The organism is Pseudomonas entomophila, assembly GCF_018417595.1.
Taxonomy (GTDB): domain Bacteria; phylum Pseudomonadota; class Gammaproteobacteria; order Pseudomonadales; family Pseudomonadaceae; genus Aquipseudomonas; species Aquipseudomonas entomophila_C.
This window is the reverse complement of the sequence record NZ_CP070982.1, coordinates 707,501-732,373: the sequence shown is the minus strand read 5'-3', so window position 1 is coordinate 732,373 and position 24,873 is coordinate 707,501. Positions and strand designations below refer to the sequence as shown.

General features: G+C 62.3%; 12 protein-coding genes, 2 rRNA genes and 1 pseudogene (1 of these 15 running past the window's edge). 4 read left to right on the top strand and 11 right to left on the bottom strand.

What is annotated here, in order from left to right; translation table 11 throughout:
- Positions 1-32 precede the first annotated feature (32 nt).
- The 3 genes from JYG34_RS03255 to JYG34_RS03245 all read right to left on the bottom strand — a co-directional run bounded on the left by JYG34_RS03255 (position 33) and on the right by JYG34_RS03245 (position 7,467).
- On the bottom strand, positions 33-4,703 hold the full coding sequence (locus tag JYG34_RS03255) for an Ig-like domain-containing protein (RefSeq protein ID WP_213659457.1): 4,671 nt from the start codon (positions 4,701-4,703) through the stop codon (positions 33-35).
- Between the two features lie 318 nt (positions 4,704-5,021).
- Positions 5,022-5,912, bottom strand: coding sequence for a 3-hydroxyisobutyrate dehydrogenase (gene mmsB / locus JYG34_RS03250; RefSeq protein WP_213659456.1), 891 nt, complete (start codon positions 5,910-5,912; stop codon positions 5,022-5,024).
- Positions 5,913-5,940: 28 nt separating this feature from the next.
- Positions 5,941-7,467: a CoA-acylating methylmalonate-semialdehyde dehydrogenase gene (locus JYG34_RS03245; RefSeq protein ID WP_213659455.1), complete on the bottom strand. Its 1,527-nt coding sequence runs from the start codon at positions 7,465-7,467 to the stop codon at positions 5,941-5,943.
- Between the two features lie 133 nt (positions 7,468-7,600).
- Between JYG34_RS03245 and JYG34_RS03240 the strand changes: the two genes are divergently transcribed.
- The 4 genes and pseudogenes from JYG34_RS03240 to JYG34_RS03225 all read left to right on the top strand — a co-directional run.
- Positions 7,601-8,548, top strand: a complete 948-nt coding sequence (locus tag JYG34_RS03240; protein ID WP_213659454.1) for a LysR family transcriptional regulator — start codon at positions 7,601-7,603, stop codon at positions 8,546-8,548.
- A gap of 423 nt (positions 8,549-8,971) precedes the next feature.
- Entirely contained in the window at positions 8,972-10,051 is a 1,080-nt protein-coding gene (locus tag JYG34_RS03235) for a colicin E3/pyocin S6 family cytotoxin (protein WP_213659453.1), read from the top strand.
- A gap of 16 nt (positions 10,052-10,067) precedes the next feature.
- Positions 10,068-10,307 (top strand): pyocin S6 family toxin immunity protein, encoded by a 240-nt coding sequence (locus JYG34_RS03230; protein WP_213659452.1) that lies wholly within the window; start codon positions 10,068-10,070, stop codon positions 10,305-10,307.
- A gap of 44 nt (positions 10,308-10,351) precedes the next feature.
- Positions 10,352-10,492 (top strand): annotated as a pseudogene (locus JYG34_RS03225) (LysR family transcriptional regulator); the annotation flags it as partial.
- A gap of 169 nt (positions 10,493-10,661) precedes the next feature.
- Here the strand turns inward: JYG34_RS03225 and JYG34_RS03220 are convergent.
- The 8 genes from JYG34_RS03220 to JYG34_RS03185 form a co-directional block, all read right to left on the bottom strand.
- Positions 10,662-11,162, bottom strand: a complete 501-nt coding sequence (locus JYG34_RS03220; RefSeq protein WP_213659451.1) for an OmpA family protein — start codon at positions 11,160-11,162, stop codon at positions 10,662-10,664.
- Positions 11,163-11,165: 3 nt separating this feature from the next.
- Positions 11,166-12,428 (bottom strand): diguanylate cyclase domain-containing protein, encoded by a 1,263-nt coding sequence (locus JYG34_RS03215; protein ID WP_213659450.1) that lies wholly within the window; start codon positions 12,426-12,428, stop codon positions 11,166-11,168.
- Positions 12,425-13,000: a YfiR family protein gene (locus JYG34_RS03210; protein ID WP_213659449.1), complete on the bottom strand. Its 576-nt coding sequence runs from the start codon at positions 12,998-13,000 to the stop codon at positions 12,425-12,427. Before JYG34_RS03210 ends, JYG34_RS03215 begins: the two co-directional genes overlap by 4 nt.
- A gap of 69 nt (positions 13,001-13,069) precedes the next feature.
- Positions 13,070-15,145, bottom strand: coding sequence for an exodeoxyribonuclease V subunit alpha (recD, locus tag JYG34_RS03205; RefSeq protein ID WP_213659448.1), 2,076 nt, complete (start codon positions 15,143-15,145; stop codon positions 13,070-13,072).
- Positions 15,142-18,813, bottom strand: a complete 3,672-nt coding sequence (gene recB, locus JYG34_RS03200) for an exodeoxyribonuclease V subunit beta (RefSeq protein WP_213659447.1) — start codon at positions 18,811-18,813, stop codon at positions 15,142-15,144. The genes recD and recB overlap by 4 nt, the downstream gene beginning before the upstream one ends.
- The gene (recC, locus tag JYG34_RS03195; RefSeq protein WP_213659446.1) at positions 18,810-22,292 is read right to left on the bottom strand and encodes an exodeoxyribonuclease V subunit gamma; all 3,483 of its coding nucleotides are present in this window, start codon (positions 22,290-22,292) and stop codon (positions 18,810-18,812) included. The genes recB and recC overlap by 4 nt, the downstream gene beginning before the upstream one ends.
- Before the next feature lie 198 nt (positions 22,293-22,490).
- Positions 22,491-22,606, bottom strand: a 5S ribosomal RNA gene (gene rrf / locus JYG34_RS03190).
- A 137-nt stretch (positions 22,607-22,743) separates the two neighbouring features.
- Positions 22,744-24,873, bottom strand: a 23S ribosomal RNA gene (locus JYG34_RS03185) (it continues 763 nt past the right edge of the window).

Below are 24,873 nucleotides of genomic sequence, written 5' to 3'. Positions count from 1 at the left end.
TTCGAAAGGGGAGAAAGGTGAAAACCCGGTAATCAACCCTCGGATGGTTGGACGACGACATCACGCTCTATCGGTTTCATCATCTGCTTGCACCAGAGCCCGAACTTCAGCTCTACGTTGTCACGCAGTGCCGTGTTTTCACAATCGATCGTCCAGCTCACAATGCCGTCTTCGGCAGAGTTTTCGGAGCCCAGCGACGGCGTGAACTTCAATCCCAGCGAAACGTCCGAATCGCGGCCGGAATAGATAAGCTGCATGGGCAAAAGCGACAGCGGATGATCGTCTGGCAGTCGGTAGGCGAGGGTGTACTGCTTGATGCCCGTATGCGGCTGGATGAGGATGATCTTGTCGGTAATGGGTTCTTCTGCGCCGCTGGTTCCTTCAGTAAGCGTGATTTCCACGTTCAGCGGAACCATGAGCTCGACACCTTCGAAGCGGTGGGGCGGCCGGTCATTCACAGTTGCGATAACAGTCCTGGGCCCCGGCTCTGTGCCTCGCAGAGCGAAGCGAGCGATACCCTCCGGCCCGGTAACCATCAACTGGGACCCACCCTTCTCGCCTTCGACACTCCATGTAACCGGGTAATTGGCAACGGGTTTTTTGTCAGTGCTGGCGACACGGACCGCATACTCGCCAGCGTTGATGCCGTCCGCGATTGGCCACCGCTTGTCACCGTCATAGGCGGCGATGGCATTGGCCATTACCTCGATGGACATCTTTTCTGAGTAGTACGGTTTGAAAGGATCACTTGCCGTCCACAGGGTGGCGGTCACGGTCAACGGCCCAGCTTTGACACCCGTCAAGATAGCCTTCGCCTTGCCGTCCCAACCACTGTCACCTTGCGGGACGATATCGACATCCTCATCCGAGCAGGTCCACTTGACCACCTGCCCCCAGACCGGTTTGCAGTCCAGGCCAAGTATCGTTGCCTCGACCTCGATGGCGTCCCCCACAACAGCCCACGACGTCAGCACAACCGAATTGACGTGAGGCTTGTCCTCGAAGCCCACCGAGAACACTATCGGATGGCCATTGAGCGGTGCGTACCAGACAGCCACCTCGCCTTTGCCCACTTCCCAGCTGCGCAGGTCGATGGCGCTCCAGCCCTCATTGTCCGTCAGCGATTCGCCAACGGAGGCGTCGAAGTACCCGATCTCGCTGGCCCACTTCACCAGACGGTCTATACCCACGTTGCCGTACTTGTCTTTCAAGAGTGCCCTGAACCTGTAAACCCCTAAACCTCCCGCCAACTTGTCGAGGTCATTTTTCTCCGGTTTACCTTCGACTATGTCCACTTTCAGCGTGGTTTCGTCGCAGTCGATCATGATATCAGGCGCGATGGCTTGGCTATCCAGCAGGTAGGTCCCCTTCACATGGGCGACCCCCTGCTGTTCCCCGGCCTGCAGCACCACCTGTGCAACCCCCATCCTGTCGGTGTAGCTGTAGAAGTCGAGCAGCTTGCCGAGATCGGTGGACCAGGCCACCCGAATATCGGATAACGGTTGGTTGTTCATATCCAGTAACGTCAGTGACACCGTAGTGGCTTCGGTACCCATATTTTTCCTGGCAACCAACCGCGATTCGCTCACTTCGCACCGTGAAGACAAGCTCTGGCGCAGTTCCACCTCGTCACGGCGCTGTTCGGGATCACGACGCAAGCTGCTGAGCATCTCTTGCGCGACGCGGCGGTAGGCTTGTGTATCGGAGTAGGCGGTGAGCCGACTGAGCTTCATCAGCGACACAGCGCTCAGCCCGGTGCGTTCGCACAGTTGCCGCGTATTCATCAGAGCGAGCAGTTGCGCCAGATTGCGAATGATGCCATCGGGCGCTACCTCGGCCGCCACGTCGAGCACCTCGCGGATACCCCACCCTAACCACGTGGCGACCTTGTCGGCGGCGATATCCTTGATCAGCCGTTGTTCATTCGCGGTCAACTCCCCCTGTGCCTCGATCGAGGCAAAGTAACCCAGCAACTGTGCTTCGGTTTGCCTGGCCGAACGCAGACAGCGCGTGTAGCGCTCAAGGAAATACAGGGTGTGCAATGTCAGCTCTGTGGTCTTCAGGCTGAAACGCGACCTTTCCGAGCGCCTCAGCACACTGGAGAGCAACGCAGGGCTCAAGTCGAACTGGGTGGCAACCTGGGCACATCTCATCATGCGCAGGAGCACCGGCATCATTGCTTTCAGGGGTTCGGGCTCGATGATGTCCGGGTTGAAGCCCACTGCACTCGACATCAGCGAGTGCACTGTTCCTTCGGCCCAGTAGATTACCGGGATCACCTTATCGGCGTTGAGCGCCAGCAGGTGTGACAAGCGCTCCTGCACCACCCCCCATTGCTGTACCCGAATGCGCAGTACCACCCCCTTGACCAGTGTTTTCAAGCGTTCGACTTCATCGACTGCCAGCCCGGGCAACTCGATCGCCTTGCCTGATGATTCGACGATCAGCTGATCGATCACCGCGTTGACTTCCCGTTGGGCGAAGTTCTCGTAGTCGAGATAGTCGAAGTCTCGAGCACTGCTACCGGTAGTCCTGACCAGGCCATCTTCATCCACCAGATGCGTCAGTACATCTTGCCAGCGCTTGCTCACCAGCCCGGGGACACCGGCCTCCGCCATGTCCTGGTCGAAGTTGCGAAAAGGCAACAGGTCGCCCTTGAGCTCCATGAGCAGGGTCTTGAACTCCTGGGGTACCATGTCCGATGCCTCGATCGGCAGCAGTTGCTGGACCAGCCAGGCGATAGGCAGTTGCTGCTCCTGGCACCAGAGCACGCACTGACAGACGGCATAGGTGACGCTGACGGTGTCTGTCCGCGAGAAGTGCTCATACATGGCGTTTCTGGTGACACCCGTCAGTTGCAGGGCATAGATGCCTTCCGGGTTCAGCACTTCCAGCAGCGACAACAGTTCGATCGTTGTGATCGAAAGCAGCCTGGCCAACAAGGTAACCCGATAGAACGCACTGAAGGTCGTGATCGAACGTGTCAGTGTTTCGCCTCCTTGCCCCTGCATGACCAGGCGCGACAGGTAGCGAAAGGTTTCCATGTTGATGCCGAGCCCTCGGCATAATTGATCGATGGTGCGTTTGCTCTCGCTGTCTTCGCCACTGAGCTTGAATTCCGTTCCATCGATCACCAGCGGCGTAACGGTATCGCTATTGAACACGCGGTCGAAGTGACTGCGCTTATCGCCGATGGCATACACCCCCATATCCGACATCAGCGCGGCAAACTCTTCGCCAGTGCAGGAGAAACGCGCCTGCAAGTACTGGAACAACCCCAACCCTCTGACGCTGTTGACCGTTATCAAGAGCGGCGATTCCTCGGACTCCTCTCTCTCGAGTTCAGCCTGCACATGCCTCTCCGCATCGATAATCGCACACACCACCTGGTCCGTTTCCGGGTAGGACAGCTTCAGCGCATGGGCCAGGCGCACCAGGCGGTTGAGCCGCTCACAGCGTCGCTCGGATAAATTCAGGAACCGGTGGTGTTCGGCGGCATCAGGAGTACTTTCGACTGAAACGGGATCTTTTTCGCCACTGTTCAGGAACCGCGCGCCGAACAGGCCAGGGCTGACAGGCAGGCTGGAGCCACCGGCATTCTCCGACAAGGAGGGGGCATGTGCAGACAAGCCGAACAGCGACTCCATCCCATCCTGCGTCAACTCCAGTGCCTGGCAGAAATTCACCACATTCTGCAAGGTCGGGTAGCCTGCAACACCGAAGTTTGTGAGATAGAAGTTGCTGGCTGTTTCCAATAGACGCGCTGTGCGTTGTATCTCGTTTTCTGCCGGCAAGGCCAGCAACCGTCGAGTCTGCGGGTTGAAACTCACGCTTTCGGTACTGAAAGGTGAAGGCTCCAGGAGAATGGCGCGCAATGCCGGCCCCAGCGCGGAGTTCTGCTGAAGGGCCATGTTCGATATCGCCGAGTGGGCACCTGGCTGAATGAAATAGGGGCTGTCGATATCCGACAGGTGCGTGAAATCGCTGATGTGCAGCTGATTGAACGCCAGTACTGTGCGGATCTGCTCCCAGTGGGTCTCGTAGGGAAAATGCCGGAACGGGTAGCGCACTTCGAGCAGCTTGTCCTCGACGGAAGTCAGGTCCTGCGGGTGCGCTTTGCGATGGTCGTCGATTGCACGCTCCATGACATGATTGACGATCTCGACCTGGGTCACCTCACGGTTCATGGTTTGTTCGTCGACCAACAGGCTGAACAGGTCGGGGCGCCGTGTCTCCAGAGGCAGGAATTTGCCGGCATCAACCTGCGCTCCGATGTGGTCGCGGACAAAGATCAGCATGTCGAACAGGTAGGCGAACGGTCCTGTGGTGGCATCCACGGCGCCTGGGCGGGTGTGCTTGGCCCAGAAAGGGTTGAACTGGTTTTCGAAGGTGGGGCCGCTGGTCAGCGCCAGGGGGCCCTTCATTTCATCCGCCGCTCGGCGGACGCCTGCGCTCAGGCGCTTTTCCCGGAACGCACGCATCATGGCCGCCGATGCGACGTCAAGGCGTGCACCTAGCCGCCTAGCCTCGCTCGCTCGAAGCGAGGGGTAAAGTTCCATCAATGCCTGGGTGGACTTACGCTGCAAGTCCAGAATCGAAACCTGCTCGAAGGTCTCGCTGTCGAGCTTGGCTTTGATCCCAGGCTCGGTATCAAGAATCCTCTCGAACAACGCAACTTGTTTGCGATCTTTGCGTTTGGCCATGTTGCCCCCTTGGCATCCTGGACATGCGCGCACCCGACAACCCACCGGTGGTAGCGCTGTTGTGGTTTACGCAGGATGCTAGGCGTGTGCCGCGAATCGAGAAACTGGCAAAAATGCCAGGTACGCGGTACTTGAAAACGTGAAGGGAAAGCAAAGCGCCACCGTCCATCGCGTCGCCTTGCCGGCGAAAAGGCCAAGGCGATATCTCGCGCCAGCCCCCACGCACACAAAAAAAATCGCGAACCCGACGCCCTACCCCCTGGTGCGCAGTTACAGGGGGTAGGCCATCCGGCCCGCGATGAAGTCCAGCCTGCTCCGTCAGTCTTTCTTGCGATAACCCTCGACGATCGCCGAGAAGTCCTTGCCGCCCTCGCCGCGCAGGCTCATGGCCTGGTACAGCTGCTGGGCCAGCGCGCCGAGGATCACCGGCTGGTGCGCCTGGCGCGCGGCCTCGGTGGCCAGCCCCAGGTCCTTGAGCATCAGCTCGGCGCCGAAGCCGCCGGTGTAGCCGCGCGAGGCCGGGGCGGTCTCGATGATGCCCGGCCACGGGTTGTAGGTGTCCGAGCTCCAGCAGCGCCCGGTCGAGCTGTTGATGATGCCGGCCAGCACCTTGGTGTCGATGCCCAGCGCGTTGCCCAGGGCCATGGCCTCGGACACGCCGATCATCGAGATGCCCAGCAGCAGGTTGTTGCAGATCTTGGCGATCTGGCCAGTGCCGACTTCACCGCAGTGCACGATATTGCGGCCCATCTGCGCCAGCACCGGCTGGAGCGTGGCGAACAGCTCGGCGCTGGCGCCAACCATGAAGGTCAGGGTGCCGGCCGCCGCGCCGCCGGTGCCGCCGGAAACCGGCGCATCGCCCATGTCGACGCCTTTGGTCGCCGCCGCCTTGGAGACCTCACGGGCGGTCTGCGGGTCGATGGTGCTGCAATCCACGGTCGGGGTGCCGGGGCGGATGCCGGCCAGCACGCCAGTCTCTTCGTCCAGGTAGACGCTGCGCACATGGGCGGCGGCGGGCAGCATGGTGATCACCAGCTCGCTGTCGGCGGCGGCCGCTTTCGGCGAGGCGCTGACCTGCCCACCCAGCCCGGCCAGCTCCGCCAGCACGGTCTGGTTCAGGTCGAACAGGTTCAACAAGTGCCCGGCCTTGATCAGGTTGCGGGCCATGGGCGCGCCCATGTTGCCCAGGCCGATGAATGCGATACGCATGGCGTTCTCCATAGAGTAGGCTGATGGCTTAGCGCAGGCTGATGGTGGTGTTCACACCGTCGTTGACGCTGTCATCGTCGAACCAGCGGGCGGTGACGGTCTTGGTCTGAGTGTAGAACTGCACCACCTGCTTGCCGTACGGGCCGAGGTCGCCGAGTTTGGAGCCACGGGAGCCGGTGAAGCTGAAGAACGGCACCGGCACCGGGATCGGAATGTTGATACCCACCTGGCCAATATCGATCTCGCTCTGGAACTTGCGCGCCGCCGCGCCGCTTTGGGTGAACAGGCCGGTGCCGTTGCCGAACGGGTTGGCGTTGACCAGGGCGATGGCCTCGTCGAGGGTGTCCACTTCGAGCGTCACCAGCACCGGGCCGAAGATTTCCTGGGTGTAGACCTGCATGTCGGTTTTCACGCCGGAGAACAGGGTCGGGCCGATGAAGTTGCCTTGCTCGTAGCCCGGCACCTTCACGTCGCGGCCGTCGAGCTCGAGCTTGGCGCCTTCCTTGATACCGCTTTCGATCAAGCCCAGCACACGCTCCTTGGCACGCTTGGAGACCACCGGGCCGACATCGGTGCCCGGCTCGTTGCCGGCGTTGACCTTGAGCTTGCGCGCCGCGTCCTTGATATCCGGCAGCCATTCGCGGGCCTTGCCCACCAGCACCGCCACCGAGGTGGCCATGCAGCGTTGGCCGGCCGCGCCGAAGGCGGCGCCGACCAGGGCGTTGACGGTCTGCACGCGGTTGGCGTCAGGCAATACCACGGCGTGGTTCTTGGCGCCCATCATCGACTGCACGCGCTTGCCGTGCTGGCTGCCCAGGTTGTAGACGTGGGTGCCGACTTCAGTCGAACCGACGAACGAAATCGCCTTGATATCCTTGTGGGTGCAGATCGCATCGACCACCTGCTTGCCCCCGTGCACCACGTTGAGCACGCCGGCGGGGATGCCGGCCTGCAGCGCCAGCTCGACCAGCATCATGGTCGACAGCGGGTCCTGCTCGGACGGTTTGAGCACGAAGGTGTTGCCGCAGACGATGGCCATCGGGAACATCCACAGCGGGATCATCGCCGGGAAGTTGAACGGGGTGATGCCGGCGCACACGCCGATCGGCTGGCGCAGGGTGTAGGTATCGACACCGCCGGCGACGTTCTCGGCGAACTCGCCCATTTGCAGGGTACCAATGGAGGCGGCATGCTCGACCACTTCCAGGCCGCGGAAGATATCGCCCTCGGCGTCGGCGATGGTCTTGCCCTGCTCGGCGCTCAGGGTGACGGCGATGCGCTTGCTGTGTTCGCGGATCAACGCCTGCAACTTGAGCATGATGCGCATGCGTGCGCCGATGGGGGTGTCGCGCCAGGTCTTGAAGGCGCGTTCGGCGGCGGCCACGGCGGCGTCGACTTCCTCGACGGTGGCGAACGGCACCCGTGCCAGCACTTGTTGCGTGGCCGGGTTGACGATGTCGCGCCATTCGGTGGTCTTCGACTCGACCCATTGGCCGTCGATCAGCAGCTTGACCTGCTCGACCTGGGTCTGGGCGGGTGCCTGGGGTGCGTTCATCTGCGCTCTCCTTGGAATTATTGTCGGAACGAAGACGCCTACGCCGGAGCGAACACGGGGTGGCGCTTAGGGGCTGAGTTCGAGTATAGATGTGCAAACATCCAACAAGAATGCACAAAAAAACCGGATCATCATGCAAAAAGACCTCACCTCCCTGAGCGCGCTGAACTGGGACGACCTCAAGTTCTTTCTTGAGGTAGCGCGCACCCGCAAGGCCAGCAGTGCGGCCAAGCGCCTGGCCGTGGACTACACCACGGTGTCGCGGCGCATTGGTTCACTGGAAGGGGCGCTGGGCACTTTGCTGTTCGAGAAGTCGCGGACCAACGGCTTCGTCCTCACGGCTGAAGGCCTGCGCCTGCTGGGCTATGCCGAGTCGATCGAAAGCACGCTGCACATGGCCTGCGAGCAGGTATCGGGCTCGGGCGTGGCCTTGTCGGGGCATGTGCGCATGGGCTGCACCGAGGGGTTCGGCAGCTTCTTCGTCACCCCGCAGTTGAGCCACTTCGTCGATGCCTGGCCGGCGATCTCGGTGGACATCCTGCCGCTGCCGCACTTCATCAGCCTGTCCAAGCGCGAGGCCGACATCGTCATCGCCCTGGAGCGGCCCGAGCATGGGCCGTATGTGTGCTGCAAGCTGTGCGACTACCGCCTGCGGCTGTACGCGACCCAGGACTACCTCGACCGCCACGAGCCGATCCGCGAGGTCGCCGACCTGGCACGCCACCCGTTCATCAGCTATGTGGACGACCTGGCGTTCAGCTCGGAGCTGCTGTACCTGGCCAACCTGATCCCCAATGCCAACGCGCACCTGCGCAGCACCAGCGTGATCGCCCAGTACACGGCGGCGTTGCAAGGGCGTGGGCTGGCGATCCTGCCGTGCTTCCTGGCCGCGCAGGATCCGCGGCTGGTGACGGTGTTGCCGGAGGAGATCGAGGTGACGCGGCAGTTCTGGATGTACTGTCGCGAAGACCTGAGAAAGCTCAAGCGGATCACCCTGTTGTGGGATTACATCAGGGAAGTAACCGAGCAGAATCAGGCGCTATTGATGGGGAAAACCCGAACGATGCACTTCGCCGACTAAGAATCTTCAAGGATTCAAGTGGCCGCATCGTAACGAGGTCAGCAGGCCTTTGCCAAGGTTTTGTGTCAGGGGTTGGTACGCAACTTGTAACATCGAAAAGGACCAACTTCCAGAGGCGCACAGGTGCACGATAAGGACCCAATGCGGGCGCGCGACAAGGCTCAGGCGCGCTGTGAGCTGGCGAGCAGCTAACGAGGGGCCTACGGGGGGACTTTGAGGCCGTAGAAACATTGAGGTGGTCATTCAGGTTTTTCTGCCAGATTCTCGAAGACGACGCTCCTGTCCACAAAAGTTCAGAAGTGTCCTACACCGCCTGCACGCGCCCCCGTCATAGACTTGCTGGCAAACTTATCACCGGATGATCGCTATATGGCCGCAGGGAGCTGGGAAGGTCACCATTGCAAAGTATGCTATGACCAAGCAATGAAGGACAAAGCGCGGCTCGAAAGGCTTTTACAAGCTAAGCGCAGGCAGCTCATCAAAGAGCCACCTCCTCGTGAAAATCCCCCACCGATCCCCAAAAAGCCCCCCCCGCCACCGCTCAAAGGCTGTGTCTTCACCAAGTCCTGCGCATTGCCCAATGGGGTGATAAACCATAGCAATCCCGGTGGCTTTGTACCTGTTGAGTCATTGAAGCAGTACGGCACCTTTGCGGTACTGGGCACTGGCTCAGCGGTAACTGCTGGGGGTACTGCACTGCAATGGGTCGGCGGTTCAGGTAGTGCTTTAGCCCTCGCAGCCCGTCTTGGGGGCACCTTAGCGTTAGCTGGTTCCACCGCTGTGGGCTTCGCTGCGCTGCTGATGCCTAACGATACTTCCGCTGACAGCGCCTTCTATACGTCCGAGCAATACGCCCACCTGAGTCAAGGGAACACCCGCGTGCGGGTCAAAGTGAAACACCTGCCAGATGGCTCTGTGAGCGTGTACGGGTTCTATACCGGGACAAAGACGGAATGGCAGCAAGTGCCAGTCATCGAAGCGCAGGCGCGGGGCGATCAGCTGGTAGCTGACATTGGGAACGGAATTGAGATCATATGGACCCCAGCAGCCGACCCAAACACTGTATTAGGCATTCCAGCGTTGGAAGGCGCTTCGTTGAAGCCTGGTACATGGGTGTACCCGCCGACCGAACAGGCCGATAAGATATTGGTCAACCCGGAGCATCCGCCAGACTACCAAGACGCGATCATCTGGTTCCCCAGCACCAGTATTCAGCCAATTTACATTTCGCTGAGCGTTCCCGGTGACCATAGTTATCACACAGCACCTAAAGGACTGACGGCCTTTCCTGATGCAGTAAGGGATAAAGCAAAAAGCAGTGTTCAAGGTGGTGGCAAAAAGCGCACCCGCTGGAAAGACCCTAAAGGTCGCATCTACGAGTGGGATAGCCAGCATGGGGCAGTTGAACTGTACGACAAACAAGGGAAACATCTGGGCGAATTCAACCCTGAAACAGGGGAACAGACCAAACCTGCAAAGCCCGGTAGAACCACCCCTAAATAGATTAAGAGGCCTCGTTATGCATCTTTACATAACTGGATTTTTACCTGACAGCTTCGAAGATAGCTCGTTGAAATATGAACTGGACGTTGCGCCTGAGTTTGAACAGAAGGTAATGGACATTTTAGGCTGGGAAAGCCTCACCGCTGAGGCGGATGGTGAGTTGCCGCTGACACATGAGCAAACAAGTCAGATTGCCCTTGCAATCCAAGAGTCCCTACCCGATAACCTCGATATGTTTATTGGTGTCGTGGCGTAGAGTCACCGCTATGAGGTAATCATTGGGTTAACCTATTTTCCTTGAAGTTCTGGATGTACTGCCGGGAGGATCTGCGCAAGTTGAAGCGGATCACCTTGCTGTGGGATTACATTCGCGAGGTGACCGAGGCCAATGCGCCGTTGCTGATGGGGGATACCCGCGAGATGAAATTCGCCCAGAATTGATTGGGGCTGCACTGTCGCGGGGCAACAGAGCCCTCTGTAGGAGCGGCTTTAGCCGCGATGCGGGGATCGCGGAATCTGGCACCCGCTTTGCGGGTGATCGCGGCTAAAGCCGCTCCTACAGAGGCCACACCAGATCAATTAGAGCCAGCTTGCCGGCGAACAGAGCCCGTCAATCCGACGCCACCACGATCGACACCCGCCGATTCTCCATGCGGCCGGTACTGGTGCGGTTGTCCGCCACCGGCTGGCTGCTGCCCAGCCCACGGGTCTGGATATTCTGCGGTTGCATGCCAATGCCGATCAGCGCCTTGGCCACGCTCTGGGCGCGGCGCTCCGACAACTGCTGGTTGTAGGCCGCCTTGCCCGAAGCATCGGCATGGCCGTCGATGCGCACGCGCTGGATATCCACCGACAACAACGCCTTGCCGATGCGTTCGACGATCGACTCGCTGGCGCTGTTGAGGCTGTCCAGGTCACTGCCGAACAGCACCTTGCCGGACAGGTCGAACGCCCAGCCCTCGTCGGTCGGGGCGAAACCCTCGCGCTTGAGCACCGCCACCTGCTCGGGGGTCAGCCCCTTGGGCGGTACGCTCTGGCAACCCGTGAGAGTAAGCAGTGCCAACAGCACGGCCAGAACGGGGAAACGCAGGGGAAGTAGGCGGTAGATCACGGTTCAACTCCTGTTCTTAACGTCAGTGACCCGGCGTTCCGGCTGGGCCACTTGCCAGTGGCCACGGCGCTTGCGCTTGGCCTGGTACATCGCCGCGTCGGCGGCATTGAGCAGACTGGCCGGGTCTTGGCCATCGTCCGGGTAATAGGCGATGCCGACACTCAGCGAAGAGGTGATGCTGTTGCCGTCCTCCAGCTGGATCGGCAATTTCATGCTGGCGACGATCTTCTCGGCAATGCGCTCGGCGTCCTCGCGCGCCTGCAACGGCGACAGCAGCACGGCGAACTCGTCACCGCCCAGGCGCGCCACCAGGTCATGCTCGCGCAACTGTGCGCGCACCCGGCTGGCAACGCTGATCAGCACCTGGTCACCCACCGCGTGGCCGAGACTGTCGTTGATCTGCTTGAAGTGATCGCTGTCGAGGAACAGCAACGCCAGGTGTTCTTGTTGGCGGGCGGCATTGCGCAGACTGCGGGTCAGGCGGCCTTCGAAGAACGCGCGATTGGGCAAGCCCGTCAGGCTGTCGTGGCTGGCCTGGTGCGCCAGGCTCTCGTTCTCGCTCTGCAGGTGGCTCTGCCAGACCTCCAGTTCGTCGAGCAGCGCATTGAAGTCATTGCCCAATTCGTTGAGTTCGGCGATCTGGGTTTCCGGCACGCGCCGGTCGAAACTGCGCTCGCGCCGGGCGGCGTGGGCGACGCTGGCCAGGTGGCGCAACGGGCGGATGATATCGCCGAACAGGCGGCGCGACAGGTACAGGGCGAGCACCGCGCTGAGTACGGTGCACACCAGGATCCCCACCAGGCCGCTGAGCATGAAGCGCACCAGGTTGCCGCCCTGCCCGGTCAGCTCGATATGGCCGACCTTCTGGCCCATGTGCTGCACCGGCTGGTTGATCGGCTCCTCCAGCAGGCTGCGCGCCACCTGGCTCTGCAACTGCGCCATCATCCCCTGCTCGTCGCGTTGCCAGTGGGCGAGCAAGTCACCGTCGTTGTCGTAGACCTTGGCGTCGGCGATCTCTTCGGTGGAGGCGATCAACGCCAGGGCTTCATTGGCTGCGGCACTGTCGTCGAAGACCACGGCGGCCTCGACGGTGTAATTGATGGAACGGGCGATCAAGTGCAGGTTGTGGTTGGCGTAAACCCGCAGCGCCGCCACGCCCAGCAGGGTCACCAGCACCCCGGCCAGGCCCGCGGCGAGCAGCGCCACGCTCAGGTGGCCGCGACCAAGCACCGCGCGCAGGGTCGGCCGGCTGAAACGCCGCTTCATGGCTGCCCCGCCCGGCGCCGCGACAGCTGCAGCACACTGGGGTGGATGCGCACACCGCTGCGCGTCACCGAATCGAGGTTGACGTCGAAAGCCACCTGCTGGTCGCCGACCCGCAGGCAGAACAGGCTGCCGACGGTGCACGGATCGTCGGCCTCGCTGATGCTCAGTACCGGGTGGCCATTGATGGCCTTGAACAGCTGTTCGCGCTGGGTGCTGTCGAGCTTGCCGATGTACACCGCGTCACAGCCGCTGCCGACACTGGCGTCACCGGCCAGCAGGCGCCGTACCTGCAAGGCGTGCCCGGAATTCTGCACATTACCCTTGATCAGGTCGTCCGCGTATTCGGTGGGGCCGACCAGGCACAAGCGCAAGGGGTTGGGCTCGGCGGGCCAACGCGCGTAGCTGAGGATACCCAGCACCACCTGGGTCACGGCCTTGGCCCGTTGCTGGACCTGCGCATCCGACGCAGCGCTGCCCGCCCAGGCGGGAGCGCCGTTCGACAACAGCATGGCCGTCAGCAGCGAGAGCACACAGCCCATCACGCGTCTCAAGGCCGAGACAGCCACTGTCATGGAGGGAAATCTCTCAAAAGGTTTCCAGATAATGCCGCAACGATAGCACACCGCGTCGCTCCGCCCGTATCACACCTGCTCCAGCATCAGGCCGGAAACCCGCCTGACCTTGCGCCCGACGGCCTCCTCGAACACCCCGGCGCGCGGCTCGATCAGGCTGAAGCAGTGCTTGGCCCGGGTGATGCCGGTGTACACCAGCTCCTTGGTCAGCACCGGGTTGAGCGCATCGGGCAGCACCAGCGCGGTGTGGCTGAACTCCGAGCCCTGGGACTTGTGCACGGTCATGGCGAACACGGTCTCCACCTCGCTCAGGCGGCTGGGCAGGACGAAACGCACCCCGCCACTGCCGTCGTTGCGCGGGAAGGCAACGCGCAGCAGGGCCTGGCCCTGGTCGTCCGGCAGGCGCAGGGCGATGCCGATGTCGCCGTTCATCAGCCCCAGGCCATAGTCGTTGCGCGTCACCAACACAGGGCGCCCCTCGTACCAGGCTTGCTGGCTGTCGATCAGCCCGGCGTTGTGCAGCACCCGCGCCACCCGCTCGTTCAGGCCCTCGACGCCCCAGGCGCCTTTGCGCACGGCGCAAAGCAACTGGAAGTCCTCGAAGCTGCGCAGCACTTCCCCAGCCCATTGCTCCCAGCGCGGATCGTCGGCGGGGGTACCGGGGGGCGGGCGCAGGCGGCCGATGGCGCGCAGGTAGCCGCGATAGCCTTGCGGGCCGTCGACACCTTGGTTGAGGCCATCGAGCAGCAGGCGGTCGAAGCGCTTGTCGTGCTCGCCACCCAAGGTCAGGCAGAAGACATCCTGTGGTTGGCTCGCCAACAACTCTCGGGCTTCCCTGGCCTGCTGACGATTGACCAGCCGCGCCAGTTGACCGATGCCGCTGCCTTCGCCGAAGCGTCGGGAATGGCGCAGCATGACAATCTGCTGGGCCAGCGGGTTGCGCTGGCCATCGCCCGGTTTCAGGCCAATGCCACTCAGCGACTGCCCACCCACCTGCTCCAGCCAGGCAAGGGTCTGCGGCCAGTAGCAGCCGTCTTCCGCGTCGCGGCACAGGTCGCCCAGCACTGCCCCGGCTTCCACCGACGCCAGCTGATCCTTGTCACCCAGCAACACCAACCGCGCATTGGGGGGCAGGGCATCAAGCAGGTTGGCCATCATTTCCAGGTCGATCATCGACGCCTCGTCGACCACCAGCACATCCAGCGGCAGCGGGTTGCCCGCATGGTGGCGGAAATGGCGCGAGCCGGGGCGGCTGCCGAGCAGACGATGAACGGTGCTCACTTCGGTGGGGATGTGCGCACGCACTTCATCAACCACCTGCAGCCGCTCGACTTGTTGCCCGATGGACTCGGTCAGGCGTGCCGCGGCCTTGCCGGTCGGTGCCGCCAGGCGGATGCGCAAGGGGCGGCCCTGCTCCACCGCGGGCGCCTGCAACAGGCCAAGCAAGCGCACCACGGTAGTGGTCTTGCCGGTGCCGGGGCCACCGGTGATGACACTGAATCCGGCGCGGGTGGCCAGGGCGCAGGCCAGTTTCTGCCAGTCCACTTCGGTACCCGAAGCCCCGCCTTCGAACAGCTGCGCCAGGCGCAGCGAGAGATCGTCCTGCTGGGGTTGCAGACGGGCCAGGCGCTCGTGCAAAGCGGCGTCGATGCGCCGCTCGTAGGTCCAGTATCGCCGTAGGTACAAGCGCTGTGAGCTGATCACCAATGGCCGGGAGCGCTGTTCAATGGTATTGCCATCAGCCACCAGGGCGCTTTCAGCGATGCGTTGCAGCCAGGTATCCAGGTCCAGGCTGGCCAGCAGTTGCGAAGGCAGCAGCAATGGCCCGCCCAAGGCATCCCCTTCCGGCGGCAGCGACAAGGCGAAGTCCGGCTCGGCCAGGGTCTGTGCAAGGTCCAGGCAGACATGGCCATGGCCCAACTGATGGCTGGCCAGGGCCGCCGCCAGCAGCACCAGCGGGTCGCTGCCTGGGGCACGCTCCTCGAGAAAGCTCACGAACGCGCGGTCCAGGGCCCGCAGCCAACCGCGCTCCACCCAACGGTCGAGCAGGGCCAGCAGATCCTGGCTGTCGCGCAGGGGGGCCAGCGCAGCCAGATGCTCGGCTTGCAGGGCGGTGGGCAGCAGGTCATCGAGGCTTCGGCTCATGGCGCGGCTCCGGCAAACAGGTCCTGCTGTTCGGGGGCATGGACGCCCCGGAACAACGCGTCCAGCGCCTCGATCAGCGCACGGGGTGGCCGGGCGTGATACAGGCCGTGCCCCGCAGGCGTTACGCCACGCAGGAAGATGAACAGGGCACCGCCGATATGGCGGTCGTAATCGTAATCGGGCAGGCGAGCGCGCAATTGCCGGTGCAGGGCCAACAGGTAGAGCACGTATTGCAGGTCGTAGCGGTGCTCGAGGATCGCCTGCTCCATGGCCAGCGGTCCGTAGGCCTGGGCGTCCGGGCCGAGCCAGTTGGATTTGTAGTCGGCCACGTAGTAACGCCCGTCCAGTTCGAAGGCCAGGTCGATGAAGCCCTTGAACATGCCATTGAGCTGGGTCGGTTGCGCGCCCGGACGGGCCACGCCGCCATGGGTATGGCGCAGCACCAGCTGGTCGAGCTGCAAGGCATCGACGTTGTGGCTGGCGAACCAGAACTCCATCTCGATCTGGTACTGGCTGAGTTCGGCAAGGGTGAGGCGGGTATCCGCCAGCGGCATCGGTTGCACCAGCATCTGTTGCAACCACTGGGTGAGCGTGGGGATCCAGCCTTTCCAGTCGCGCCGGTTGCAGCGTCGGGCAACGGTGTCTTCGAGCCGATCTGGCCGTGCGGCGACCTCGGCGAAGCCTTCATTGCCGGCCCACTCCAGCAGGCCGTGGAGGAAGGTGCCGGGGTTAGGGCCACGGGGGAAACGGTGGATATCGCCCGCCTCGGCCGGTACTTCGCGTAATTGCAGGCTGTCCAGCACCTCGTCGTCCAGCAGTTGCTGGGCCTGGGAGCTGTCGGCGACCAGGGTCTGGTCGCCCACGCGCAAGGCGCTGTAGGACGCGATCCACCAGTGTTCGGCCGCCGCACGTCGCGGCTTGCGTGGCGGCAGCAGCTCACGCTGACTCTCGGGCATGCGATAGCACTGCGCGTCCGCCTCCGGCACCGGCCCGCTGGCAATGGCCGGGCTGGCTGCGGCCAGCATCCGTAGCCATTCGCTCAGTTCGCTCGACGCCTTCAGCACAGCCCCGCCGCCGAGCAGGTAGCCCAGGGCCGAGCGGTGCAGCTGCGAACTACGCTGGGTACCGCGCTTCAGGTCGGCGACACCCAGCCAGCACGCATGCTGGGCACGGGTCAGCGCGACATAAAGCAGGCGCAGGTCTTCGGCCAGGCGTTCGTCGTCGGCGCGTTCGATCTGGTCGGCATCGGGGGTCAGCGTCAGGTGCGCCATGCCGTCGTCGTCGTGCCAGGCCAGGGGCAGGCGCTGGCCATCCACCGGTTTGCTGGTGCAGATGAACGGCAGGTACACCAAGGGGTACTCCAGGCCCTTGGACTTGTGGATGGTCACCACCTTGACCAGTTGCTCGTCGCTTTCCAGGCGCAGGATCTGCTCCTCCCCCACCTGCCCGGCGTTGGCCAGGTGCTCGGCGAGGTGGCGGATCAGCGCCTGTTCGCCATCGAGCTCACCAGCCGCCTGCTGCAGCAGCTCGGCCAGGTGCAGCAGGTTGGTCAGCACCCGCTCGCCATCACTGCGCGCCATCAGGCTGCGCGGCAGCTGGAAGTCGTGCAGCAACCGGCGCAGCATCGGCAGCACGCCCTGGCGTTGCCAGGTGTCGCGGTAACGCCGGAAGCGCATCACCCAGTTCTCCCAGACCCGCTCGTCCTGGTTCAGCCGCTCCAGGTCGATCAGTGGCAGGTCGAGGGTGAGGCTGGCCAGGGCGGCCTTGAGCAGGCGTTCGGAATCCGGCTCGGCGCAAGCCTTGAGCCAGGCCAGCAAGTCATGGGCTTCCTGGGCGGCGAACACCGAGTCCTTGTCCGACAAGTACACGCTGCGTACATCGCGGGCGGCCAGTTCGGCGCGGACCAGCTGCGCCTCGCGGCCATCGCGCACCAGGATGGCGATATCGGATGGCTGGCAGGGACGCAGCGTGCCGTCCTTGTCGGCAAAACCGCTGACGCCCTGTTGCCCGCCATTGAGCAAGGCCACGATATGGCTGGCGCAGCTGGCTGCCAGCCGCTGACGGTAGAGGGTGTTGGAGACCGGCTCGTCGCTCTCCAGTTGCCAGCAGTGCAAGGCCGCGCAAGGCTGGCCGTCGACCAGCAGCTGCTCGGCGCGCCCCTTGGCGTGGACTTCGACGAACGGCAACGGGTTGTCGCCGTGAGCGCGGAACAGGAAGGCGCCGCGCCCTTCACTACGCGCCTCGGCCTGGAGGAATACACGGTTCACTGCCGCGACCATGGCCTGGCTCGAACGGAAGTTGGTGTCCAGGCTGTGCAGGCGGCCGCGGGTGGCACGGCGCGCCGCCAGGTAGGTGTAGATATCGGCACCGCGGAAGGCGTAGATGGCCTGCTTCGGGTCACCGATCATGAACAGCCCGGTATCCGGGTTGTTCTCGCTGATGCGATAGATGCGCTCGAAGATGCCGTACTGCACCGGGTCGGTGTCCTGGAACTCGTCGATCAGCGCTACTGGAAACTGCTCGCGGATCAACCCGGCCAGACGCTCGCCGGCCTCACTGCCCAAGGCATGTTGCAAGCGCAAAAGCATGTCATCGAAGCCCATCTCCGCACGGCGGCGCTTCTCCACTTCGAAGCGTGCCGACACCCAGGCGGCGGCATGTTCGAGCAGCCGCACATCAGGGCTGGCCAGCCCCTGCAATTGTTCGCGCAGGTTTTCCATGGCGCGCAGGGCTGGATGGTCTGGCGGCTCGCCGGATTTCCACGCCTCGGCCATGCCGGCGGTTGTCAACCGGGTGAAGCCCGTGCCCAGGTCCAGCTCCATCGCCTGTTCATCACCCGCCCAGGCACGCAGCTTGTCGAACCAGGGCTCGAAGTAGCGTGCCTGGAGCTTGCGGCCATCGGCCTGCTTGGCGGCCACAGCGTCGCGACAGATCTGCTGCAGCTCATCCGCCCAAGCGCTCCAGGGTGCCTTGAGCTGGCCCAACTGCTCGCTGCGCTGGCGCAAAGTGGCTTCGATCAGGGCCTGGGGTTCGGCATCGTCTCGCGCGTCACGTACCCGTCCAAACAGCGGACGAATACGCGGCAGCAACGCATCGGGGCTGCCCCAGTTGCCACGCACCCAGGCCAGTGCCTCGCCACGCATGCCATAGCAAAAGCGTCGCCAGTAATCGCGCATTACCTGGCCGAGCAGTTCGCTGTGATCGGTTTCCAGGCTCTGGGTGAACAGGCTGCCGCTATCGAAGGCGTGTTCGCGCAGCATTCGCTGGCACCAGCCGTGGATGGTCGACACTGCGGCCTCGTCCATCCACTGCACGGCGATCTCCAGGCGGTTGGCGCAGCGCGACCAGTGCGCCTGTGGATAATCGTCGCGCAGTTGCTGCAGCAGCGGGTCGGCATCGTCCAGCTCGTCACGGAAGAACCGCGCAGCCTCGGCCAGGCGCGTGCGGATACGCTCGCGCAGCTCCTTGGTGGCCGCGTCGGTGAAGGTCACCACGAGGACCTGCGGGGGCAGCAGTTCGCGGGCAAAGCCCTGCTCGCCGCCGTGCCCCAGGATCAGCCGCAGGTACAACGCCGAGATGGTGAACGTCTTGCCGGTACCGGCGCTGGCTTCGATCAGTTGGCTGCCATGCAGCGGAAAACGCAATGCCAGAGGGCGGGTTTGGCTCATTGGGCACTCTCCGGATTACCCAGGGTCTGCCAGGGCGCTGCGAGCAGGGGGCGGTACAGCGTCTCGCACCAGCCTTCGAAGGTTTCGTCCTGTACGAGGGTGGCGAAGTCACAGTATTGACGGGCCAGGGCCAGGCTCTCACTGCGTTCGCCGTTGCTGATCTGCCCGTCACCTTCGTAGGCGCGCATGGCGGCGGCCTGGGCCTTGTCCGGGTCTTCCTGGGCCAGCCAGGCGAACGCGGTCTTGGCCGCCACCGGCAGCGGGGTATTCATGCCGGCCTGGCGCGCCACCAGCAGCTCGCCGAGACGCTCGGCGGCCTCGGCTTGCGGCAACGGGGCGAGCAGCAGGGTCAGGTCGCTGGCCACCAGCGCGCTGTGCAGGGGATAACCCGAAGCACATGCAGCCAGGTGCATGACCCAGGTTGGAATCAGCCGATGCCACTTCAGGCTGCTGCGCCCGGCGCTGAGGGTATTGGGCACGGTGGCGATGCTCAGCAGGCTCTGGTCGTCGGCCTGGTACACGCGCCCCAGCCAACCCTCCAGGCGATGCGCGCCCAGCTCGAAATGAATCGGCAAGGCGCCTTCGACCAAGGCTGGCCAACGTTGCAGTAGTTGGCGGTGGCGTTGCAACAAATCCGGTAGCGGCTGGATCAATTCGGCCTGCAACGCTTCACCGAAGCCGGCCAGGGGCAGCATGCCGCAGGCCTGCAGGCGTCGGGCCTGGGTCTGCAAGGCGCGCTCGGCGTTGTCCGGGTCGGCCAACGCCGCGCCCAGTAGGCTTTCGCTCAGGCCATAGCGTTGCAGGGCATCGAGGACGAAAGGTTCTTCATCCGGGGTCGGCGCTTCCAGCGCCTCGAAGAACACTTTGAGGCGCTGGCTGAAGAAGTGCCGTACCGGATGGCGCAGGAAATCCTGCAACTGCACCAGGCTCAATGGCTCATCACTGCTGTAGGCCGACAGCGGCGTGTGCTGCGCAGCGTTGTCCGTGTCCTGCTGATGCAACACCCGCCACTCATGGGCGAAGCTGAACAGCGGGCTGCCTTTCTGGAAGTAGCGCAGGCTGAATGGCTGCAGCGGGTGCTCCTGGGTCAGTGCGTGCAACAACTGTTGCCCCGGGTCTTCCCGTTGCCCCTGCCGAGCGCCTGCCAACTGCCAACCCGCGGCCAGGTGGTCGCGCAGTTGACCGACCAGGACCGAAGCGGGCCGCTCGCTGTTGTCACGAATGCTGTGCCCGACCCAGCTGACATAAAGCTGGTCGCGGGCCGACAGCAGCGCCTCGAGCAACAGGTAGCGGTCGTCCTCCCGGCGTGAACGATCGCCCGGGCGGTAATCACTGGCCATCAGGTCGAAATCGAGTGGCGGCTGGGCGCGCGGGTAGTCACCGTCGTTCATGCCCAGCAGGCAGACCACGCGGAACGGGATGGCGCGCATGGGCATCAGGGTGCAGAAGTTGACCGAGCCGGCGAGGAAACGTTGGGACAACTTGCCCTGGTCCAGGCCCGACAACCAGGCCTCGCGAACCACGGTGAGCGGCAACAGGTCCTGCAGGCCGACCGCGTCGCAGGTCTCCAGCCAGGTGTCGCGCAGGTCTTGGAGCTGCACCAACAGCAACTCGTCGTGTTCGTCTTCAGCCAGGAAGAAAATCTGCAGAAGGGCATGCAGGCGCTCCCCCCACTGTGTCGCCGTGGCCGGTTGCGAGAGCGCCTGACAGGCGATGTCCAGGGCATCGAGCAAAGCCACCAGCGGGCCAATCAGGGCCGCATCCAGCCCGCCGATCTCATCGTACGGCTCGATACCATCGCAACCTTCACCCACGCCCACGGCGTAACCCAGCAACATGCGCCGCAAGCCGAACCGCCAGCTGTTCTGCTCCAGCCCTTCGGGCAGGCCCAGGCTGGCGCGCTGCTCGGCGCTCAGGCCCCAACGGATGCCGGAGCCTTCGATCCAGCGATGCAGGGTGGGCAGGTCGCTCTCCTGGATGGCGAAGCGGGCCCGTACCGCTGGAACATCAAGCAGGTCGAGCACCTCGCTGACCGCAAAACGGCTGTCGGGTAGTTTCAGCAGATGCTCGAGGGCGATCAGCAACGGGTCGCGGCCGCGTTGCCCCTGGTCGGTGAGGGTGAAGGGGATGTAGCGGGGGTCGCTGCGCTCCAACTGGCCGAACACTGCACGGATGTGCGGGGCGTAGGTGTCGATCGCCGGCAGCATGACGATGATGTCCCGGGGCCGCAGCGTAGGGTCGGCACTGAAGCGAGCCAGCAACTGGTCATGCAGGATCTCGACTTCGCGCTGAGGGCTGTGGGCTACATGAAAGCGCACGGAGCGGTCCTTCGCCGGATCGACTGCAGGCCATTGCTCACGGGTTTCCGCCAGTGGGCGCAGTTCGAGGATGTCGTCCTGGAGCTGGTTGAGCAGCGTCTGGGGATCAGCGTCGCTGAACAGGTCGATGCGGCCGTCACTGAAGACCGTCTGGTAGCTGCCCGGGTCGTCGTAGCTGTCGAGCAGATTGATGTAGTCACGGCCCTGCTTGCCCCAGGCGGCGAGCAGCGGGTGGGCGTGCTGGTGCAGCAGCTCGTCATCCAGTTGCATGGGCGTGCCCTGCTTGCGCTGCTGGCGCTTGTACTGGTGACGCAGCAGGTCTTTGTCGGCAACGATATCGCCCCAGTGGTGGCGACAAGGGTTGTGCACGCACAGCAGCACCTGGCTGAAACGGGCAAGGCCCGCCAGCGCCTCGAGAATCTGTGCGGGCAGCGACGAGATGCCGAACACGATCAGCCGGGCCGGCAAGCCCACAGGCGCCTGTTCCAGGCTGTTGATGCGTTCGATGAAGCGCTGGTGCACACCGGCGCGGCTCTGGGCCATGCCTTCCTCACCGACATCTTCCAGAAGGATGCGCCACAGTTCGGCCTGCCAGCGGTTACCCGCCACCAAAGGCTTGCGCTCGCCCCGCGCGGTGTTGAGCACATGGACGCCGGACGCCCAGTCCTTGAGCCAGTCGGCACGGTAGACCTGGTACTGGTCGAACAGGTCGGCCAGGCGCTCGGCCAACTGGTAGCGCTTGCGCAGGTCGCTGTCATCGGTGAGGAATCGGCGCAGGGGTTCGAAGTGCGGCAGCTCGATCACCTCCGGGAGCAGCCGCATCAGACGCCAGGTGAGCGGCGCCTTGTCCAGCAGCGACACTTCGGGGATTTCGTCGCGCCCCAGTACGCGGCGGTACAACTGCCACATGAAGCTGCCGGGCAATTGCACATCGATGGCTGCGGCGATGCCGCACCCACCTTGGTCATCGTCCTGCGGGTCCTCGGCCAAGGCCAGCTTCAACCACTGGGCGATGCCGTTGCTCTGCACCAGGGCAATTTCGTTTTCCAGAGGCGCCAAGGGATAGCGACGCATCACGCTCACCACCAGGTTGCGCAGGTCATCCAGGCGGTTGCCTTGGACAATCATGAAGCCTGGGTGGAGTGAGGTGGTCGTTACCATTGGGGCTCTCTGGTAGGGCGGTGGTACTGGTATGGAACCTTATCACGGGGACGCCGCCCCTGTAGGAGCTGGCATTGCGGCGAGGGCGCACCGCAGTGGCTGGCGCGGCGGTACCGGCTCCTACAAGGGGAAGCTGTTTCGGAGGCGCAAAGACAAAACCCCTACCTGCCTGCGCAGATAGGGGTTTTGCGAAATGAATCTTGACGATGACCTACTCTCACATGGGGAAACCCCACACTACCATCGGCGATGCATCGTTTCACTGCTGAGTTCGGGATGGGATCAGGTGGTTCCAATGCTCTATGGTCGTCAAGAAATTCTGTTGCCAGAAGATCCAGATGGATACTCCAGCGAATTCGGATATGTGATCTTTGTGATTCGTTGCGAACTTTCGGTTCGTGTCATCTTCACCACCACAATCTGCTTCGTGTGCAGATTGCTTGGGTGTTATATGGTCAAGCCTCACGGGCAATTAGTATTGGTTAGCTCAACGCCTCACAGCGCTTACACACCCAACCTATCAACGTCGTAGTCTTCGACGGCCCTTCAGGGGATTCAAGATCCCAGTGAGATCTCATCTTGAGGCAAGTTTCCCGCTTAGATGCTTTCAGCGGTTATCTCTTCCGAACATAGCTACCCGGCAATGCCACTGGCGTGACAACCGGAACACCAGAGGTTCGTCCACTCCGGTCCTCTCGTACTAGGAGCAGCCCCTCTCAAATCTCAAACGTCCACGGCAGATAGGGACCGAACTGTCTCACGACGTTCTAAACCCAGCTCGCGTACCACTTTAAATGGCGAACAGCCATACCCTTGGGACCGGCTTCAGCCCCAGGATGTGATGAGCCGACATCGAGGTGCCAAACACCGCCGTCGATATGAACTCTTGGGCGGTATCAGCCTGTTATCCCCGGAGTACCTTTTATCCGTTGAGCGATGGCCCTTCCATACAGAACCACCGGATCACTAAGACCTACTTTCGTACCTGCTCGACGTGTTTGTCTCGCAGTCAAGCGCGCTTTTGCCTTTATACTCTACGACCGATTTCCGACCGGTCTGAGCGCACCTTCGTACTCCTCCGTTACTCTTTGGGAGGAGACCGCCCCAGTCAAACTACCCACCATACACTGTCCTCGATCCGGATAACGGACCTGAGTTAGAACCTCAAGGTTGCCAGGGTGGTATTTCAAGGATGGCTCCATGAGAACTGGCGTCCCCACTTCAAAGCCTCCCACCTATCCTACACAAGCAAGCTCAAAGTCCAGTGCAAAGCTATAGTAAAGGTTCACGGGGTCTTTCCGTCTAGCCGCGGATACACTGCATCTTCACAGCGATTTCAATTTCACTGAGTCTCGGGTGGAGACAGCGCCGCCATCGTTACGCCATTCGTGCAGGTCGGAACTTACCCGACAAGGAATTTCGCTACCTTAGGACCGTTATAGTTACGGCCGCCGTTTACCGGGGCTTCGATCAAGAGCTTCGCTTGCGCTAACCCCATCAATTAACCTTCCGGCACCGGGCAGGCGTCACACCCTATACGTCCACTTTCGTGTTTGCAGAGTGCTGTGTTTTTAATAAACAGTCGCAGCGGCCTGGTATCTTCGACCGGCGTGGGCTTACGCAGCAAGTGCTTCACCCTCACCGGCGCACCTTCTCCCGAAGTTACGGTGCCATTTTGCCTAGTTCCTTCACCCGAGTTCTCTCAAGCGCCTTGGTATTCTCTACCTAACCACCTGTGTCGGTTTGGGGTACGGTTCCCAGTTATCTGAAGCTTAGGAGCTTTTCTTGGAAGCATGGCATCAACCACTTCGCGCTCTAATGAGCACTCGTCATCAGCTCTCGGCCTTGAGATCCCGGATTTGCCTAAGATCTCAGCCTACCACCTTAAACTTGGACAACCAACGCCAAGCTGGCCTAGCCTTCTCCGTCCCTCCATCGCAATAACTGGAAGTACAGGAATATTAACCTGTTTTCCATCGACTACGCTTTTCAGCCTCGCCTTAGGGACCGACTAACCCTGCGTCGATTAACGTTGCGCAGGAAACCTTGGTCTTTCGGCGTGCGAGTTTTTCACTCGCATTGTCGTTACTCATGTCAGCATTCGCACTTCTGATACCTCCAGCAAGCTTCTCAACTCACCTTCACAGGCTTACAGAACGCTCCTCTACCGCATCACCAAAGGTGATACCCGTAGCTTCGGTGCATGGTTTGAGCCCCGTTACATCTTCCGCGCAGGCCGACTCGACTAGTGAGCTATTACGCTTTCTTTAAAGGGTGGCTGCTTCTAAGCCAACCTCCTAGCTGTCTAAGCCTTCCCACATCGTTTCCCACTTAACCATGACTTTGGGACCTTAGCTGACGGTCTGGGTTGTTTCCCTTTTCACGACGGACGTTAGCACCCGCCGTGTGTCTCCCATGCTCGGCACTTGTAGGTATTCGGAGTTTGCATCGGTTTGGTAAGTCGGGATGACCCCCTAGCCGAAACAGTGCTCTACCCCCTACAGTGATACATGAGGCGCTACCTAAATAGCTTTCGAGGAGAACCAGCTATCTCCGAGCTTGATTAGCCTTTCACTCCGAT

Coding starts and splice junctions, on each gene's coding strand:
- JYG34_RS03255 (WP_213659457.1), bottom strand. CDS start 4,703: ATGGCCAAACGCAAAGATCGCAAACAAGTTGCGTTGTTCGAGAGGATT.
- JYG34_RS03235 (WP_213659453.1), top strand. CDS start 8,972: ATGAAGGACAAAGCGCGGCTCGAAAGGCTTTTACAAGCTAAGCGCAGG.
- recD (WP_213659448.1), bottom strand. CDS start 15,145: ATGAGCCGAAGCCTCGATGACCTGCTGCCCACCGCCCTGCAAGCCGAG.
- mmsB (WP_213659456.1), bottom strand. CDS start 5,912: ATGCGTATCGCATTCATCGGCCTGGGCAACATGGGCGCGCCCATGGCC.
- recC (WP_213659446.1), bottom strand. CDS start 22,292: ATGGTAACGACCACCTCACTCCACCCAGGCTTCATGATTGTCCAAGGC.
- JYG34_RS03215 (WP_213659450.1), bottom strand. CDS start 12,428: ATGAAGCGGCGTTTCAGCCGGCCGACCCTGCGCGCGGTGCTTGGTCGC.
- JYG34_RS03210 (WP_213659449.1), bottom strand. CDS start 13,000: ATGACAGTGGCTGTCTCGGCCTTGAGACGCGTGATGGGCTGTGTGCTC.
- JYG34_RS03240 (WP_213659454.1), top strand. CDS start 7,601: ATGCAAAAAGACCTCACCTCCCTGAGCGCGCTGAACTGGGACGACCTC.
- JYG34_RS03245 (WP_213659455.1), bottom strand. CDS start 7,467: ATGAACGCACCCCAGGCACCCGCCCAGACCCAGGTCGAGCAGGTCAAG.
- JYG34_RS03230 (WP_213659452.1), top strand. CDS start 10,068: ATGCATCTTTACATAACTGGATTTTTACCTGACAGCTTCGAAGATAGC.
- recB (WP_213659447.1), bottom strand. CDS start 18,813: ATGAGCCAAACCCGCCCTCTGGCATTGCGTTTTCCGCTGCATGGCAGC.